The sequence below is a fragment of the Actinoplanes flavus genome (assembly GCF_017592555.1).
GTDB lineage: Bacteria > Actinomycetota > Actinomycetes > Mycobacteriales > Micromonosporaceae > Actinoplanes > Actinoplanes flavus.
Genome location: NZ_JAGFNS010000010.1, coordinates 91,245 through 106,570 on the forward strand (window position 1 = coordinate 91,245; position 15,326 = coordinate 106,570).

At 72.3% G+C, this 15,326-nt stretch carries 11 protein-coding genes; 3 read left to right on the forward strand and 8 right to left on the reverse strand.

Annotated elements, in window-relative coordinates; all coding sequences use genetic code 11:
• Positions 1-238: 238 nt before the first annotated feature.
• From J5X75_RS16840 to J5X75_RS16860, 5 genes are read right to left on the reverse strand one after another with little or no spacing between them, the layout of a single operon-like run.
• Positions 239-1,096, reverse strand: coding sequence for an STM4011 family radical SAM protein (locus J5X75_RS16840; RefSeq protein WP_208468354.1), 858 nt, complete (start codon positions 1,094-1,096; stop codon positions 239-241).
• Positions 1,093-2,397: an STM4012 family radical SAM protein gene (locus J5X75_RS16845; protein ID WP_208468355.1), complete on the reverse strand. Its 1,305-nt coding sequence runs from the start codon at positions 2,395-2,397 to the stop codon at positions 1,093-1,095. Before J5X75_RS16845 ends, J5X75_RS16840 begins: the two co-directional genes overlap by 4 nt.
• On the reverse strand, positions 2,394-3,191 hold the full coding sequence (locus J5X75_RS16850) for an STM4013/SEN3800 family hydrolase (RefSeq protein WP_208468356.1): 798 nt from the start codon (positions 3,189-3,191) through the stop codon (positions 2,394-2,396). Before J5X75_RS16850 ends, J5X75_RS16845 begins: the two co-directional genes overlap by 4 nt.
• Entirely contained in the window at positions 3,179-4,480 is a 1,302-nt protein-coding gene (locus J5X75_RS16855) for an STM4014 family protein (protein ID WP_238488275.1), read from the reverse strand. Before J5X75_RS16855 ends, J5X75_RS16850 begins: the two co-directional genes overlap by 13 nt.
• Entirely contained in the window at positions 4,481-5,401 is a 921-nt protein-coding gene (locus J5X75_RS16860) for an STM4015 family protein (protein WP_208468357.1), read from the reverse strand.
• A gap of 122 nt (positions 5,402-5,523) precedes the next feature.
• Between J5X75_RS16860 and J5X75_RS16865 the strand changes: the two genes are divergently transcribed.
• Positions 5,524-7,467: a cellulase family glycosylhydrolase gene (locus J5X75_RS16865; protein ID WP_307798118.1), complete on the forward strand. Its 1,944-nt coding sequence runs from the start codon at positions 5,524-5,526 to the stop codon at positions 7,465-7,467.
• 82 nt (positions 7,468-7,549) lie between these two features.
• The gene (locus J5X75_RS16870) at positions 7,550-9,163 is read left to right on the forward strand and encodes an RICIN domain-containing protein (protein WP_208468358.1); all 1,614 of its coding nucleotides are present in this window, start codon (positions 7,550-7,552) and stop codon (positions 9,161-9,163) included.
• A 131-nt stretch (positions 9,164-9,294) separates the two neighbouring features.
• On the opposite strand, the gene J5X75_RS16875 is transcribed toward J5X75_RS16870, so the two are convergent.
• Entirely contained in the window at positions 9,295-10,041 is a 747-nt protein-coding gene (locus J5X75_RS16875) for an SDR family oxidoreductase (protein WP_208468359.1), read from the reverse strand.
• 81 nt (positions 10,042-10,122) lie between these two features.
• Entirely contained in the window at positions 10,123-11,157 is a 1,035-nt protein-coding gene (locus J5X75_RS16880) for a hypothetical protein (protein WP_208468360.1), read from the reverse strand.
• 57 nt (positions 11,158-11,214) lie between these two features.
• Here J5X75_RS16880 and J5X75_RS16885 point away from each other — a divergent pair, with 57 nt between their 5' ends.
• On the forward strand, positions 11,215-14,298 hold the full coding sequence (locus tag J5X75_RS16885) for an NACHT domain-containing protein (protein WP_208468361.1): 3,084 nt from the start codon (positions 11,215-11,217) through the stop codon (positions 14,296-14,298).
• Here the strand turns inward: J5X75_RS16885 and J5X75_RS16890 are convergent.
• The gene (locus J5X75_RS16890) at positions 14,289-15,260 is read right to left on the reverse strand and encodes a helix-turn-helix transcriptional regulator (RefSeq protein ID WP_208468362.1); all 972 of its coding nucleotides are present in this window, start codon (positions 15,258-15,260) and stop codon (positions 14,289-14,291) included. The genes J5X75_RS16885 and J5X75_RS16890 overlap by 10 nt on opposite strands.
• Between the last annotated feature and the right edge of the window lie 66 nt (positions 15,261-15,326).

Below are 15,326 nucleotides of genomic sequence, written 5' to 3' on the forward strand. Positions count from 1 at the left end.
ATGTGCTCCTGTCGTCCCGACGCTACGCGTCGCTCGCCGAGCCGAGGCGGTAATCGTACAATTGCGGAATCTATAGCTTTTTGGGACGCAATGTCCGATATCCCGCGCTTCGGTCGGCCTCCGGCGAGGCACCCTCTCGGCCGCGTCCCCTCCCACGTGGAGTCTGTGCTGCCGGTGCCCGATCGTGCCGGCGAGAGCGCGTGAAGCCGGGACCGCTCACGCGGAACGGGAGTCGCTGTCAGGGGAGGGGCCACACCGCGGGGATGCGTTCGAGGAGGCCGTCGGTGTAGACGTCGCGCAGGCGCAGCGGCTTGAGGTGCACGTAGCCGATGTGGCAGTCGCACCGGGCGTGAGTGCACGCGCGCGGTCGTAGGGCCGCGCGCCACGTACCGTCGTAGAGGTTGCCGATCGGCTCCTGGATGAAGTGGCATCGGCGGACGGTGCCGTCGCCGAGCACCGAGATGGCCGTCTCACCGGCGTGGCACGGCAGGCCGAGTGACGCGTGCGGGCGGACGCTGTCGCCGAAACGGGGATCCAGCGCGGTCCAGCGCCGCTCCTCCTCAGTGGTGTAGACGTGGCCGTCGGCCGCGTTCACCCACAGGTAGACCGTGGACGGCAACGCCGAGCGCAGTGCGACGGCCTCGTCGTAGTGGCTGGGAAGACCGACGACGCCGACCGAATAGCGGATGCCGAGCCGGTCGAGTTCCTGGCAGCGGGCCAGGAACCGATCCCGGGTCACCTCGCCCGGGTGGTAGGTGGTCCACAGTGCGGCGGCATCCGGGTTCGCCGCGGCCAGCCAGCCGGTGCGGGCGGCCAGGTTCGTCTGGATCGCCACCCGGGCGACGTGCGGCAGGTGGGAGAGGCGTACGACGGCGTCCCGGTACCAGGACCGGGTGAGCCCCTCGCCCCACGGCGTGAACAGCACCGACAACCGCCGGTCGGTGGTCGCCGCCACCCAGCCGGTGAAGCGTTCCAGGGCGGCCCGGTCGGCGCGCAGCACCTCGGGCGGGTCGACCCGCTTGGCGAACGGGCAGTAGGGACAGTCGTAGTTGCAGCTGGCCAGCGGCCCGCGATAGAGCACGTAGAGGTCGGTCATCGGGGGACGTAGGCTCCCATCGCCTGGCGCACATCGGCCGACACCAGCCACGGTCCGATGGCGTCGGACCAGGCCAGGCCCTCGCCGGTGAGCCGGGTCCGGGCCGGGTTCAGCCAGCCACGGTCCACCAGGCCGGAAAGTTGCGGGAAGTCGCCGGTGTGCGCCGTGCCGAACCGGGAGCGGTAGGCGGCGGCGTCCACCCCCTCGGCTCGCAGCAGCGACTTGAGCAGCCAGCGGCGCCGCTGCTCGACGGCGTCCAGACGGAAGCCGATCTCGGCGTACCGGAAATCGGTGGGGGGTCGGGAAAGGTAGTCGTCGATGACCGCGCGGACCTCGGAGACGGTGACCGCGTAGTCGAACGAGTAGTGCAGCTCCGTCGTGTACGACCGGGCGCCGCAGCCCAGGCCCACCATGCCGTCGTCCTGGCAGCAGTAGTCGGGGCCGGCCGGAACGGGTGCGCCGGCCCGGCGGAACTGGCGCATCGAGTGCCGCACGTAGCCGGCGTCGGTCAGCACCTCGACCGCCTGCCGGTACAGCTGCTGCCGCTGGCGGTCCCAGTCGGCGCGGGCGTGGGCGCGCCGGCCCAGTCCGGTGAGCGGGCGAACGTAGAGCGGGTAGAGGTACAGCTCCTCGGGCCGCCAGCGCAGCGCCTCGTCGAGCGAGTGCTGCCAGGTGGCCGCGGTCTGCCCGTCGATGCCGTAGATCAGGTCGACGTTGAGCACCGGGATCCGCGCCTCCCGGATCGCCTCCAGCGCCGCCCGCACCTCGGCGAGGCGCTGTGGCCGGCCGGCGGCGCGGGCCTCGGTGTCGAGGAAACTCTGAACGCCGATGCTGATCCGGGTCGTGCCGTGCTCGGCGAGGACGGCGAGCCGGTCCGGGGTCGCGGTGGCCGGCGACGTCTCCACCGACAGCGGGACCGCGGTCGTGCCGAACGCGTCGCCGACGATGCCGAACAGCTCCGACAGTTCCGGAGCCGTCAGATAGGTGGGGGTGCCGCCGCCGATCGCCAGCCGGGAGAACACGGCGCCGGGGGAGAGGCTGTCGCGGACCGCGGCCGCCTGCCGGCGAAGCTGCGCCAGATAGGCGGTGACCTGCTCGTCCGGCGGATTGGCGCGGGTGAACAGGTTGCAGAACCCGCAGCGCATCTCACAGAACGGCAGATGTACGTACCCGAACAGGGAGTCCTGCCGTTCACCCGACCACACGTCGCTCAGCAGCGGCCGCGGGTCGAGCCGCCGGTACGCGGTCTTGTGCGGGTACGCGTACAGATACCCCTGATACGGCGAATCGTCGAGGCTCACGACGGCTCCAGGATGAAATCGGCGTACGGCACCGTCCACACCGTCTCGTGGGCGACCCGGTGGCCGACGTGGCCGTCCTCGCCGTAGAGCGTGCCGTGATCCGAGCAGATGATCACCAGGCAGGGTCGCCCGCGCCCGCTGACCAGCGTGAACAATCTGTCCAGGCGACCGTCCACATACTCCAGGGCGGCCGCGTGGGTGGCCACCGAGTCGGGGCCGGCCCCGGGAACGTAGTGCCTGTTCGGCTGGTGCATCGCGGCGACGTTGAGGAAGGTGAACAGCGGCCGGCCGGCGGGCAGCCCCGCGATGATCGATTCCAGGCGGTCGAGCTGGGCGCCGAGACAGTCCGGTGCGGTCACCCCGAAAGCCTTCTCCCAGTGCGACTCGGCGAACAGGCCCGGCAGCACCCGGCCCAGCGGCGCGGCCGGATTGAAGAATCCCACCCCACCCAGGCAGACCGTGTGATAGCCGGCGGCGGCCAGCCCGGCCGGCAGATCGGGGGCGTCGAACACGAACGTCCCCGGCCCACTGGTCTCGCTGCCACCGAACCGGGCCGCGAACAGCCGCTCGTGCGGCCCCGGCGTCACCGGCGTCGGCAGGAAACCCGCGAAGAACGCGTGATGCGCCGCGTAGGTGAAGCTCGCCGGACTGTGCCGCCGCTCCCACACGCCGCCGGGAAGCGCCTTCGCCAGCCGCGGGGTACGCCCGTCGGCCAGGCACCGCTGCGCCACATCGAACCGCAGCGTGTCCAAGGTGACGAACAACAGATCATGACTGCCGATCAGCTCACGCACGCGGCACCCACCCGGTCACCCGTTACCGAGGCCGTGGAAAGCCCGCCCGGCCAGCCGTCGAGAAGGGCGGCGACCTGCGCGTCATAGGTGTCCTGGCCGTCCGCGAGCACGCCGGGCAGCAGATCACCGAACGCGTTCACCTCGGCCACCGCATGATCACGCCAACCCACCCGGAACATCAGATCAACACCGACATGCAGGGTACGGGGAAAGCACGCCGCCACCCGCACGCACGTCTCCATGGCGGCCGCCCAGGACCGCTCGCCGGCGGCGGCCCGCACCGCCGCGACATCGCCGCGGGCGTTGCCGAGATGCAGGTTCGTCATCGGGGACCGGCTGGTCCGCACCACCACATGCCGTGGCCGGCCGGCGATCACCACCACCCGCAGGTCGAGCACCCGATCACCGAGGGACGCCTTGGGAAACCACTGCTCGACGTGCAGCCCGTCCGGCGCCAGCAGGTCGACGATCGTACGGATGGAGGATTCGTCGTCGTAACGGCGGACCCTCAGGTTGTTGAAAATGGACTCGCCGCTCAGCTCGACCGAGGTGACGGCCGTGACCCGCCGCCCGGCCGCGGCGAGGGCGATCACCCCGGAGGCGGAGGAGCCGTGGGCGGGTTTCACGAAGACCCGCCCCCACCCGGCCGCCCGCATCGCCGCCCGCAGCGCCTCGTAACCGTGCACCGGCGCGGCGGCCCCGACCGTCGATCCCGCGATCGCGGCGGCATCGGCTGTCGACCCCGCGAGCGCGGAGATGGAGGGCGCGAGACGGGCGGGCGGCGTCTGGGTGGGGTCGAGCGCGGCGGCATCGGCCGTCGGCCCCGTGATCGCGGCGGCGAAGGGCGCAAGGCTGGCGGGCGGGGCCGGGGCGAAGTGGAGCGCGGGCGGCACCGGAATCCCGGCGGCCGACAACAGCGCGTGGCAGCGGCGCTTGTCGGTCATGGTGAGGATGTCCGCGGGGTCGCTGAGCGGCAGCCCGCCACCGTCAGCGATGCGGGCGAGAGCCAGCCCCAGCCCGGTGAAGGCCGCGCCCATGCCGAGGATCTCGCCGTGCCGGGCCGCCGTGGCCGGGCGGCCGGAGCCGAGGGTGCGCAACAGCCGGTCCACCTCGGCGTCCTCGCCCGGCGAGTCGATCCGGACCAGTGTGCCGGGGCCGGGGACGCTCCCGGAGAGCAGCACCTCGCGCCACGGGTGGACCGTCGGCGCGGGGAGTCCGGCCCGCCGCGCGGCGGCGGTGAACAGCGCGACCCGGCGGTTCGACGGGTTGCCGACCAGGGCGAGCGGCATCTACTCCGCCACCGCGGTGTACCGGCCCCAGCGCTCCTCCTTCTGCGGGTCGGAGACGTCGACCGTCACGCCGGGCAGGTCGTCGACCACCCGCTGGGCCATCTCCGGCGACATGAAGTGGTGCCGCAGGGACAGCGACTCCAGGTGGGTGAGCGGCTGCCCGGCCAGCAGGCTCGCGGCGCCCGCGTCACCGAGGACGCCGAGGGACAGGTCGAGGTCGGTCAGCCGGGAGACGATCGGCGCGGCGGCGATCGCGGCGGCCAGCTCCTCGGCGATCTCCGCGTTGCGCAGGCCCAGGTGGGTGAGCGCGGGCAGCGAACGGCCGGCCAGGATCGGCTCGAGATCCTCGGCGCGGGCGTCGCCGCCGTAGTTGGCCACCCCGAGCCACAGCTCCAGGTGGGTGAGCAGCGGCAGGTCGCTGGCGCCGATCGCCCGGATCACGGTGGCGGGCAGGCCACCGGACTGGAAGACCAGCTCACGCAGCCCCTCGTGACGGACCGGCGTCAGCTCGAGGCCGTCGGAGCCACGAATCCACAGCCGCTCCAGCGCCGGGAACGCGGTGAGCAGCGGTGTGATGTCACCGTGGTGGATCCACGAGATCTCGCACTGCTCATAGCTCATCTCGCCGAGGAACAGCGCCCGCAGCCCGGTGAGCCGATCCGCGTTGTCGATCAGCACCCGCATCGGGAAGGCCGTGTCGTAGGCGGACCCCCACTCCCCGACGATCAGCGCGGTCGGGCCGCCTGGACCGCTGCGCGCCAGCATCCGCTCGAAGGCCGCGACGAAATCCTCTTCGGAGCCCTCGAAATCGTCCAGCTCGACCCGCCACGCCACCGCGGCCGGGTCGACCGGATCGGGCCCGTCCTCGGACTGCACGACGGGGAGGTCCGCGAACGTCGTCAGGAACTCGTGAATCGTCACGGCGCAGACCGTAGCAGCGACCACCGACATTTTCCGAAACCCTTGTACCCGGTCACCGCGAGATTGAATACTGCTTCTGGGAGCGCTCCCAGTCCCGTACCCCATCCCCTTGGAGTTTTCGAGTGACCGCGAAACCACACCGCGGGCGCCGGTTCGCCGCCGCCCTGATCGGCGCCGCGCTGGCGCTGACCGCCGGCGCCGCCGCCCCGCACCTGGCCTCGGCCGCGCCGCCGGCCGAGGACTGGCTGCACGTCTCCGGCAACAAGATCGTCGACGCGGCCGGCAATCCGGTCTGGCTGACCGGCGCCAACTGGTTCGGCTTCAACGCCTCCGAGCGGGTCTTCCACGGCCTGTGGTCGGCCAACATCACCCAGGTCACCAAGTCGATGGCGGACCGCGGCATCAACCTGGTCCGCGTCCCAATCTCCACCCAGCTGCTGCTGGAGTGGAAGAACGGGCAGGCCGCCGCGCCGAACGTGAACACCTACGCCAATCCGGAGCTCGCCGGCCTGGACAGCCTGGAGATCTTCGAGTTCTGGCTGGACCTGTGCGAGCGGTACGGCATCAAGGTCCTGCTGGACGTGCACTCCGCCGAGGCCGACAACTCCGGTCACATCCACCCGGTCTGGTACAAGGGCACGGTCACTCCGGAGCTGTACTACCAGGCCTGGGAGTGGGCGGCCACCCGCTGGAAGACCAACGACACGGTCGTCGCCTTCGACCTCAAGAACGAGCCGCACGGCACCCCGAACGACACCGCGCGCGCCAAGTGGGACGCCTCCACCGACGTCGACAACTGGAAGAACACCGCCGAGACGGCCGCCAAGCGGATTCTCGCGATCAACCCGAACGTGCTGATCCTCGTCGAGGGCAACGAGGTCTACCCGCGTGAGGGTGAGACCTGGAGCTCGCCGAACACCGACCCCGACCTGTCGCCGAACTACTACTACAACTGGTGGGGCGGCAACCTGCGCGGGGTCAAGGACCATCCGATCAATCTCGGTCAGAACCAGGACCAGCTCGTCTATTCGCCGCACGACTACGGGCCGCTGGTCTACAACCAGCCCTGGTTCGACAAGCCGTTCGACAAGGCTACCCTCACCAACGACGTCTGGCGGCCCAACTGGTTCTACCTGCACGAGAACGGCACCGCGCCGCTGCTGATCGGTGAGTGGGGCGGCCGCCTGGGCCAGGACGCGCGCCAGGACAAGTGGATGACCGCGCTGCGTGACCTGATCGCCGAGCACCGGCTGCACCAGACGTTCTGGGTGCTCAACCCCAACTCCGGTGACACCGGCGGGCTGCTGCTCGACGACTGGAAGACCTGGGACGAGCAGAAGTACGCCCTGCTCAAGCCGGCGCTCTGGCAGCACGACGGCCGGTTCGTCAGCCTCGACCACCAGGTGCCGCTCGGCGGCGACGGCAGCACCACGGGGATCAGTCTCGGACAGCGGTACGGCGACGGCGGCGAGGACGGCGACACCGCCGCGCCGAGCGTCCCGGGACAGCCGACGGCCGGTGAGATCACCGCGAACAGTGTCGCCCTGAGCTGGGCGGCGTCCACCGACAACGTCGGCGTGACCTCCTACGACGTGCTGCGCAACGGGACGGTCGTGGCCACCGTCTCGGGCACCTCGTACACCGCCACCGGGTTGAGCGCGAACACCGCGTACACGTTCAGTGTCAAGGCCCGCGACGCGGCCGGAAACGTCTCCGCCGCCTCGGCCGGCCGCAGCGTCACCACCGGCAGCGGCGGAGGAGACGGCGGCGACCGGGGCTGCTCGGCCACGTTCAAGACCATCGGCTCGTGGACCGGCGGCTTCCAGACCGAGGTCACGGTCAAGAACACCGGTACGACGGCCGGCACGGCATGGACGGTGAACTGGACCTATCCGGCCGGAACCACGGTCGGATCACTGTGGAACGGTGTGGTCGGCACGCCCGCGGTGACGGTTCGCAACGCGGCTCACAACGGCGCTCTGGCGCCCGCGGCGAGCGCCACGTTCGGTTTCGTCGGCGCCGGACCGGCGGCCGCGCCGGGCGGGCTGAGCTGCACGCTCAGCTGACGCATCGACGAACTTGACGGCGATGAGGGTGGATGCGCATCCTGTGAGCGCTCACATTTGCCCCTGAGCTAAGGATCCCCGAATGTCATCCCCGGTTCGGAGGCGGCGCTGGCGCGCCGCCCTCATCGCCCTCGTGGTCACCACGCTCGCCGGAGCGGGCGCGGCCATCGGCGTCCAGCAGGCCAGTGCCGCCACCGTCAACACGGCCGCCTGGTACGTCTTCGTCAACCGCAACAGTGGCAAGGCCATGGACGTCTACAACCTGGCCACCAACGCCGGCGCCGGCATCGCCCAGTACACCCGCAACGACGGCAACTGGCAGCAGTGGCAGTTCGTCGACGCCGGCAGCGGCTACTACAAGATCCGCAGCCGGCACAGCGGCCTGTTCCTCGAACTGCCGAACGCCACCGACGGCACCCAGCTCATCCAGAACACCGACAACGGCACCACCCGCCAGCAGTTCACGCTGAAGGACTCGGACAGCGGCTACGTCCGCTTCCTCAACCGGCACAGCGGCAAGGCCGTCGAGGTGTGGGAGCACTCCACCGCCGACGGCGCCAAGGTCGCCCAGTACGCCGACCTCGGCAACCCCAACCAGCAGTGGCAGATGGTCCAGGTCGGCACCGGCGGCGGCTCGTCCGGCTGCGGCAGCGGCACCTTCCAGTCCGAGGTGACCGTCAGCGGCGGCACCTGGACCGCCCGCAACAGCGCCGGCACGGCCGTCTACACCGGAACGGACTTCCGCGCCGCCGTCCAGGCCGGTATCGGCAGCCTCACCGCCGGGCGCACCTCCATCCAGCGGGTCGTGGTCCGCGGCAACGGCAGCATGAGCGCCGGCAGCCGTATCTCCCTGGCCGCCTACACCTCGCTGTCGGTCTGCGGCACGATCAACGTGACCGGCTCGGGCAGCGGCGACTACGCCCCGGTCTACGCGCGCGGCGTCAGCAACATCGAGGTGCCCTACCTCAACATGACCGGCGCGCCGATCTACGGCATCTTCATGCGCAACGTCACCAACGTGTGGCTCGGCCAGATCGACATGCGTCTGAGCGGCGGCCTCGGCGTCCGCATCGACAACCGCGGCGACACCAGCCAGTGGACCCGCAGCGTGCGCATCGACAACGTCTACGTCTCCGGCGCCGGTTCGCACGCGGTCGAGACCTACGGCGTCGACGGCATCACCATCGGCACGGTCACGGCCCGCGGCGTCGGGGAGTCCGGCCTGCTGCTCAACCAGACGATCAACGCGACGGTCGGCACGGTCGACGCCGAGAACGCCGGAACCGGAACCGGCTACGCCGCCTTCCGGATGGCCAACCGCAACGGCCGGATCGGCGACGCCTACCCCAACAACATCAAGGTCGGCACGGTCAAGGCCCGCGGCGGCGGACGGGGCGTGTTCTGCGTCTCGGAGAGCGGCGGCGCCACCATCGACCGCGTCGACATCGCCAACACCGGCAACAACTCGATCCTGCTGGAGAACTGCTACAACACCACCATCGCCGGCGTCTCCGGCACGGTCAGCGGCGGCGGCGAGGTCCGGATCGCCAGCCGGACCGAGTTCGCCCCGTCGTCCGGCATCCGCCTCCAGAACCTGACGGTGTCCAACACCAACGTCACCTGGAGCCCCTGCACCGGCGGCAACAACACCATCAGCAACGTCACGAGGACGAACTCCACGCTCTCCTGGTGCTGACAACCCCGGTGGTCCCTCCGGCGGCTCCTCTTCCGCATCCTTTCCGGTACGCGGAGGAGGAGCCCCGTGGGAACACCGCGAGGCGCTGCCGGGTCCGGCCCGTGCCGCGCCCGCCGGGCTGAGCTGCCCACTCACCCGCCACGGACGCGGGCCTCGAGGAACTCCGCCCACCGCTCGCCCGCCGACCGGTGCGACGGCGCGAGATGAGCCCCCTGCCGAAAGCCGCGGAAGGTGGCCCCCGGCAACCGCGCCGGGATCGTCCGGCGGTCCCGCCCGGTCGCCCGCAGATAGTCGCGCACCATGTCCGGCGCCCGCAGCACCTCGGGACCGCCCAGGTCGGCGACCCGTCCGGCGGGCGGATCGTCGAGGATCTCGGCGATCCGGCGCGCCACGTCCCGGGTCGAGATCGGCTGCACCGGCATGTCCGGCGCGAGGACGACCGGCATTCGCGCCACGATCCGGGCCGCCCCGAACACGAACTCGTGGAACTGGGTGGCCCGCAGGATCGTCCCGCCGTACCCCTCGACCAGGCCTTCCGCGGCCAGCTTGACCCGGTAGTACGGGTACGGGATCACATCGACGCCCACAATCGACACGAACAGCACGTGCGGCCGCCCGGCGCGCCCGGCCGCCGCCAGCAGGTTCCGCAGGCCCTGGACATCGCCGCGCCCCAGCCGCCGGGTGTCGCTGGCACAGTGGACCACCGCGTCCACCCCGCTCAGCGCCGCGTCCAGCCCGGAACCGTCGGCCAGATCGCCCTGGAAATCCTGGCCGGGCCGGCGGCTGAGCCCTCGAACATCCGCGCCGAGCGACCGCAACACGCCGGCCACCGGCCGCCCCAGAGTCCCGGTGATCCCGGTGACGAGAATTCGCTTCATACCGCCAGGACGGCCCGACCCGCCCCGATGTGACAGACCGTCCGGGCGGCGGGGTCGTCCGCGGTCGAGGTGTCGCGGGGGTCAGTTCCAGGGGGTGGCGGTGGAGGCCACCTTGTGGCAGTCCTCGCAGAGGTAGAGGCCGCGAAGGCCGTCGCCGTGCTCGCGGATGTAGGTCTCCACGGTGAGGACGTGGAACATCAAGCGCTTGCAGGACGGGCAGGACGGGTTCGGGTACAGGCCGATGGGTGGGCCGCCCGCGGTGCCGACCACACCGGGCGAGGAGTGGATGTTGCCGTTGCTGTAGATCAGGTCGGGGCCGTAGGGGCGCAACACCGCCCGGCCGACGCCGAAGCCGGGGTCGTCGCCCGCGTAGTCCTCGTCCGGGTCGTCGTCACCGGACTCGAACCGCACCTCCTCGCCGAAGTAGCGGCCGTCGGCGCCGATGTCGGCGAACACCGTCCAGAGGCACGCCGACGCGGGCGCGACCAGGTGGGCCCGCTCGGCCGGAAAGGGTGGCAGCCCGGGGATCCGGCCGAGCCGGAACGACGCGTAGTGCCAGACCACCGGGGTGGTGGCCGGGTCACGCACGACCTGCTCGACCGGCAGGCCGACCGGATCGTCGGCGCCGGGGAAGGCGCCCGGCTCCAGCACCACGGCACGGCGCTGAGGAGTGAACCGGTACTCCGCGGGGCCGGTGAGTGGCACCCGGATCCCGGAGTCCTCGAAATCCCGCCGGTCTGCTCCGGCGCGCACCAGGTCGGCGATCACGACCCGGGCCGCGTCGGTGCCGATCGCGGCGAGCGCCCACATGTCGTAGTGGGACCAGCGGTCACGCAGCCGGCGGGCGAGCGTCTCGACACAGCGGTCGGAGGTGCCGGCGAGCAGCACGCACGCGTCGTCGAACACCACCTCCCAGTACGGCAGGTGGTTGTCGATGATCACGGTCTCCTGGAACGGCCGGAACCAGTCGGGCCTTGTCCCGGCGAGGTAGGAGAAGTGGTCGCCGAGCCAGGCCGGCTCCCGGTCCCGCCGCTCCAGATGCCCGATCAACGTGGCGACGTCGTCGGGACTCTCCAGGGGCATCGGGTCCCCACCGTGCACGGGCTTGATCGGCATGCGCGGACGCTATCAGCGGGGTACGACGAAACCGCTCCACGCATCGATACTCGTCTGGTGAGACCGTCGCCGATCGCCGCCCTGCTGGCCGGGGTCGCGCTGGCGCTCGCCGGGAACATGGCCACCAACACGGTGAACCCGCCGGACAGTTGGTGGTGGTGGCCGTGGGCGATGTGGTCGGTCGTGACGGCGCTGGTCGCGGCCGTCGTGTGGATCGAGCGGGCCCGCCACCGCGCCGGACCCGGCCCGGATCTGGACCGGGTGGTCGCCGACCTGCTCGCCCCGATCGAGAACGCGTGGGCCGTCGAGGCGGTCCGCCGCGAGGTGACCCGCCCGGCTCCGGTGCCGGTCCGCTGGTCGTCGACGGGCCGTCCGGCCGCCGGACGGCAGGCGGTCCTCGGTTCGGCCGCGGCCGGTGACTGGCGTGAGTTCCCGCTGACCGGCCGCACCGACGAGCTGAACACCGAGATCGTCGCCGCCTTCCGGGCGTTGCCCCGCCGTCAGCTGGTGGTGCTCGGCGAACCGGGCGCCGGCAAGAGTGTCTTCGCCCTGCTGCTCACCCTGGGCCTGCTCCGCACCCGCACCGACGGCGAGCCGCTTCCGCTGCTGGTGCCGATCAGCGACTGGGATCCGGCCGGGCCACTCGACGATCTTCTGGCCCGCCGGCTCGCCGAGGATCACCGACCGGTGCTGGGCCGGTACGGCGACCCGCTCACGGTGGCCCGCCGCCTGGTCGAGCAGAACCGGATCCTGCCGCTGCTGGACGGCCTGGACGAACTGCCCGGTCCGGCGATCGGCCCGGCTCTGCGGGCGCTCGACGACCACGCGTCGGCGGGCCGTCCCCTGGTCCTGACCTCCCGCACCGGCGAGTACGAGCGCGCCGGTCACGTCCTGACCACGGCGGCCGTGGTCGAACTCGAGGCCGTCGACGTGGACGCCGCGGTGGCCTACCTGTCCTATCCCGAGTCCGGCCGGCCGGGGTGGGAGCCGGTCTTCGCCCACCTGCGTGCCGCCGACCGGGGGGATCCGCTGGTGCGGACCCTGTCCACCCCGCTGATGGTGTCGATGGCCCGAACCGCCTACCGGGAGCCGGGCGCCGACCCGGCCGAGCTGCTGACCCTGGGCACCCGGCCGGAGATCGCCGGGCGCCTGATGGACGCGTTCCTGAGGGCCGCCTACCCGGGAGCGTGGCGCCGGCACTGGCTGTGCTGCCTGGCCTATCACCTGTACGCCACGGGCACCCGGGACGTGCGCTGGCGGCAGCTGGACCCGGGGCTGCTCGCGGTCCGGCCGCAACGTGCGCGGACGGCCACGACGGTCGCGGTGGCCACGGCGGTGGGGACGGCCGGCGGCGTGTTCGCGGCGGCCGCCGGTTTCTCCGTCACGGCCGCCGTGGCCGGGGCGGTCCTCGCCTTCCTGTGCGGGCCCTTCGGATGGCTGCGGTTGTTGTTCCCGGGCGCGTACCGGGGTGTGGCCGGGCTCCGGACGCCGTTCGGGGCGTCGCTCGTCTACGGCGTCGGCGGTGGTGTCCTCACCGGGCTCATCACGAGGCACCCCACCGCCAGCCTGCTGGCCGGGTTCGCGGCCACGTTGCTCGCGCTCGGCTGGATCACCGTGCGACGCCCGGCGGCACCCCGAGACGGCCGGACGGTCGCCGGGGCGGCGGTGGCGGCCGGACATGCCCTGGCCGCCGGCTCGGTGTTCGCTGCCACCGCGGCGGCGACGGGCACACCGCCGGCGCCGGTCACGGTGACGGCGGTGCTGCTCTACGGCACGGCCGCCGCCTTCGCCGCCGGTGGCTGGACCTGGGCGCGCTGGCGGATCGCCCACCTGAGCCTGGCGGTACGCGGATGGCTGCCGTGGCGCCTGGATCACTTCCTGGCCGACGCCTACCGGCACGGGGTTCTCCGTCGCTCGGGTGCGGTTCATCAGTTCCGGCACGTCCTGGTTCAGGAGCACCTCTCCGGCCCGGTGCACCGGGATGTCCTCCGGGCCCGGGCGGCCACCGGCGACGTGGCGGCGGCCCGCACGCTGGCCGAGGTGCTGGCCGGCCGCGGAGAGCTGGACCAGGCGATCGGCGTCCTGCACGGGATAGCGGACCGGGACAGTTCCGCCGCCGACCAGTTGATCACCCTGCTCGTGTCGCACCGGCGCGCCGGTGAACTGCGCGCCCGGGCCGACGCCGGTGACACGAACGCCGCCCACGGGTGGTGCGCCGTCCTGCTCCGGGAGGGCCGTCTCGACGAGGTCCGGTCGCGTGCCGACAGCGGTGAGGTGGAGGCCGGGACGGCGCTCGCCGGCTTCCTGGCGGAACAGGGCGACATCGACGGGTTGCGGGAGCGTGCGGACGGCGGGGACCGGATCGCGGCCCGGTATCTGGCCGTCGCCCTCGCCCGTTCCGGTGAGGTGCGCGAAGCCGTCCGCATCCTGCGCGCTCTGGCCCCCACCGACCGGCACGCGGCCCGGCTGGCGGCCGCCCTGCTCACCGAGGCCGGTGCGGAGGACGAGGCGCTGGAGATGCTGCGGCCGCTGGTCGACGGCGGCGGTGACATGCTGGCCTCCCTGCAATGGGCCCCGCTGCTGGCGAAACGGCGACGGTTCGAGGAGCTGCGGGCGTCGGCGGCCGCCGGTGACGCGTTCGCCCAGGTGCGGCTGGCCGAGGTCCTCTGTGAACAGGGGCGGCTGGGTGAGCTGCGGGAGCGGGCCGACGCGGACGAGGCGGGAGCATCGAGGTGGCTGGCCGAGCTTCTGGCGCGGCAGGGCCGCCTGGAGGAGTTGCGGGCGCGCTCGTCGTCCGGTGACGTGCAGGCCACGCTGCGGTGGGCGGGCCTGCTGGCCGAGCGGGGGCGGTCCGCGGAGGCGATCGACCTGCTGCGGCCGGTGGCCGCCGGCCACGATCCGGAGCCCGCTCAACGGCTGGCCGATCTGCTGGCCGCGCGCGGTGACGTCGAGGAGGCGATCGGTCTGCTCCGTCCCCGGGCGGACCGGGGTGACCTGGCCGTCGCGGTGCGCCTGGCCGACCTGTACGCCCGGCGCGGCGATGTGGATCAGGCGATCCGCTACCTGCGCCCGTTGGCCGACGCGGGCGACGGGAAGGCGGCCGCGCGGATCGCCGGGCTGCGGCGCGGCGATCAGCCGTAGAGGCGGACCATGGCGGCGGCGCTGGCCCGCATCATGTCACGCAGCTCGGCCGGTTCGAGGACCTCGACGTCGGCGCCCAGGCGCAGGAACTCGGCGTGGGCGTGCCGGACCGACTCGATCGGCAGGGTGACCGTGGTCCAGCCGTCCGGGTCCGGCTCGCCCCGACCCGAGGACACGTTGCGGGCCATGGCGCGGGTCATCAGGTACGGGATGCGCTCCAGCCCGGCGGGGGAGAAGCGGACGGTGGCGACGCCGCGGTGCAGGCGGCGCTCGAAGTCGATCGCCCACTGCGCCCACGTCGAGGCGAGGTCGAAGCCCTCGGGCCGTTCGAACGTCTCGTCCAGGACGGTCAGGTCCAGGATCGTCGCCACCCGGTACGTGCGCGCCGACCCGTCCACCCGGGCCACGAAATACCAGACCCCGGCCTTGAGCACGATGCCGAGCGGGTCGATCAGCCGGTCCACCTCGTGCGGGGCCCGGTGCCTGCGGTAGCGCATCCGGGCCCGCCGCCGGTTCCACACCGCCCCGGCGAGCGCCGTCAGGTGCGGGTGGGTCTCGGTCTCCCGGAACCAGCCGGCCGGGTCGAGGTGGAACCGGTCGCGGATCTCGTCGACGTGCCGGGCGAGCCGGGCCGGCAGGGAGGCCCGCAGTTTGAGTTCGGCGGTGGTGAGGACCGCACCGAGGCCGAGTTCGGCGGCCGCTTCCGGCACCCCGGCCAGCAGGATGGCGCCGGCCTCCTGCGGGGTGAGCCCGGTGAGCCGGGTCCGGTAGCCGTCGACCAGCTGGTAGCCGCCGCCCGCGCCGAGTTCGGCGTAGACCGGCACGCCGGCCGCGCCGAGGGCTTCGACGTCGCGGTAGACGGTCCGCACCGACACGTCCAGCTCCTCGGCGAGCTGCTGCGCGGTGAGCCGGCCACGGTCCTGGAGCAGCAGGACGAGGGACAACAACCGGCTGGCGCGCATGCCGGAAAGCCTGCCACAGAAGACTGACACAAGATGTCAGTCATGGCTGGCAGGGTCGGAGCCGAC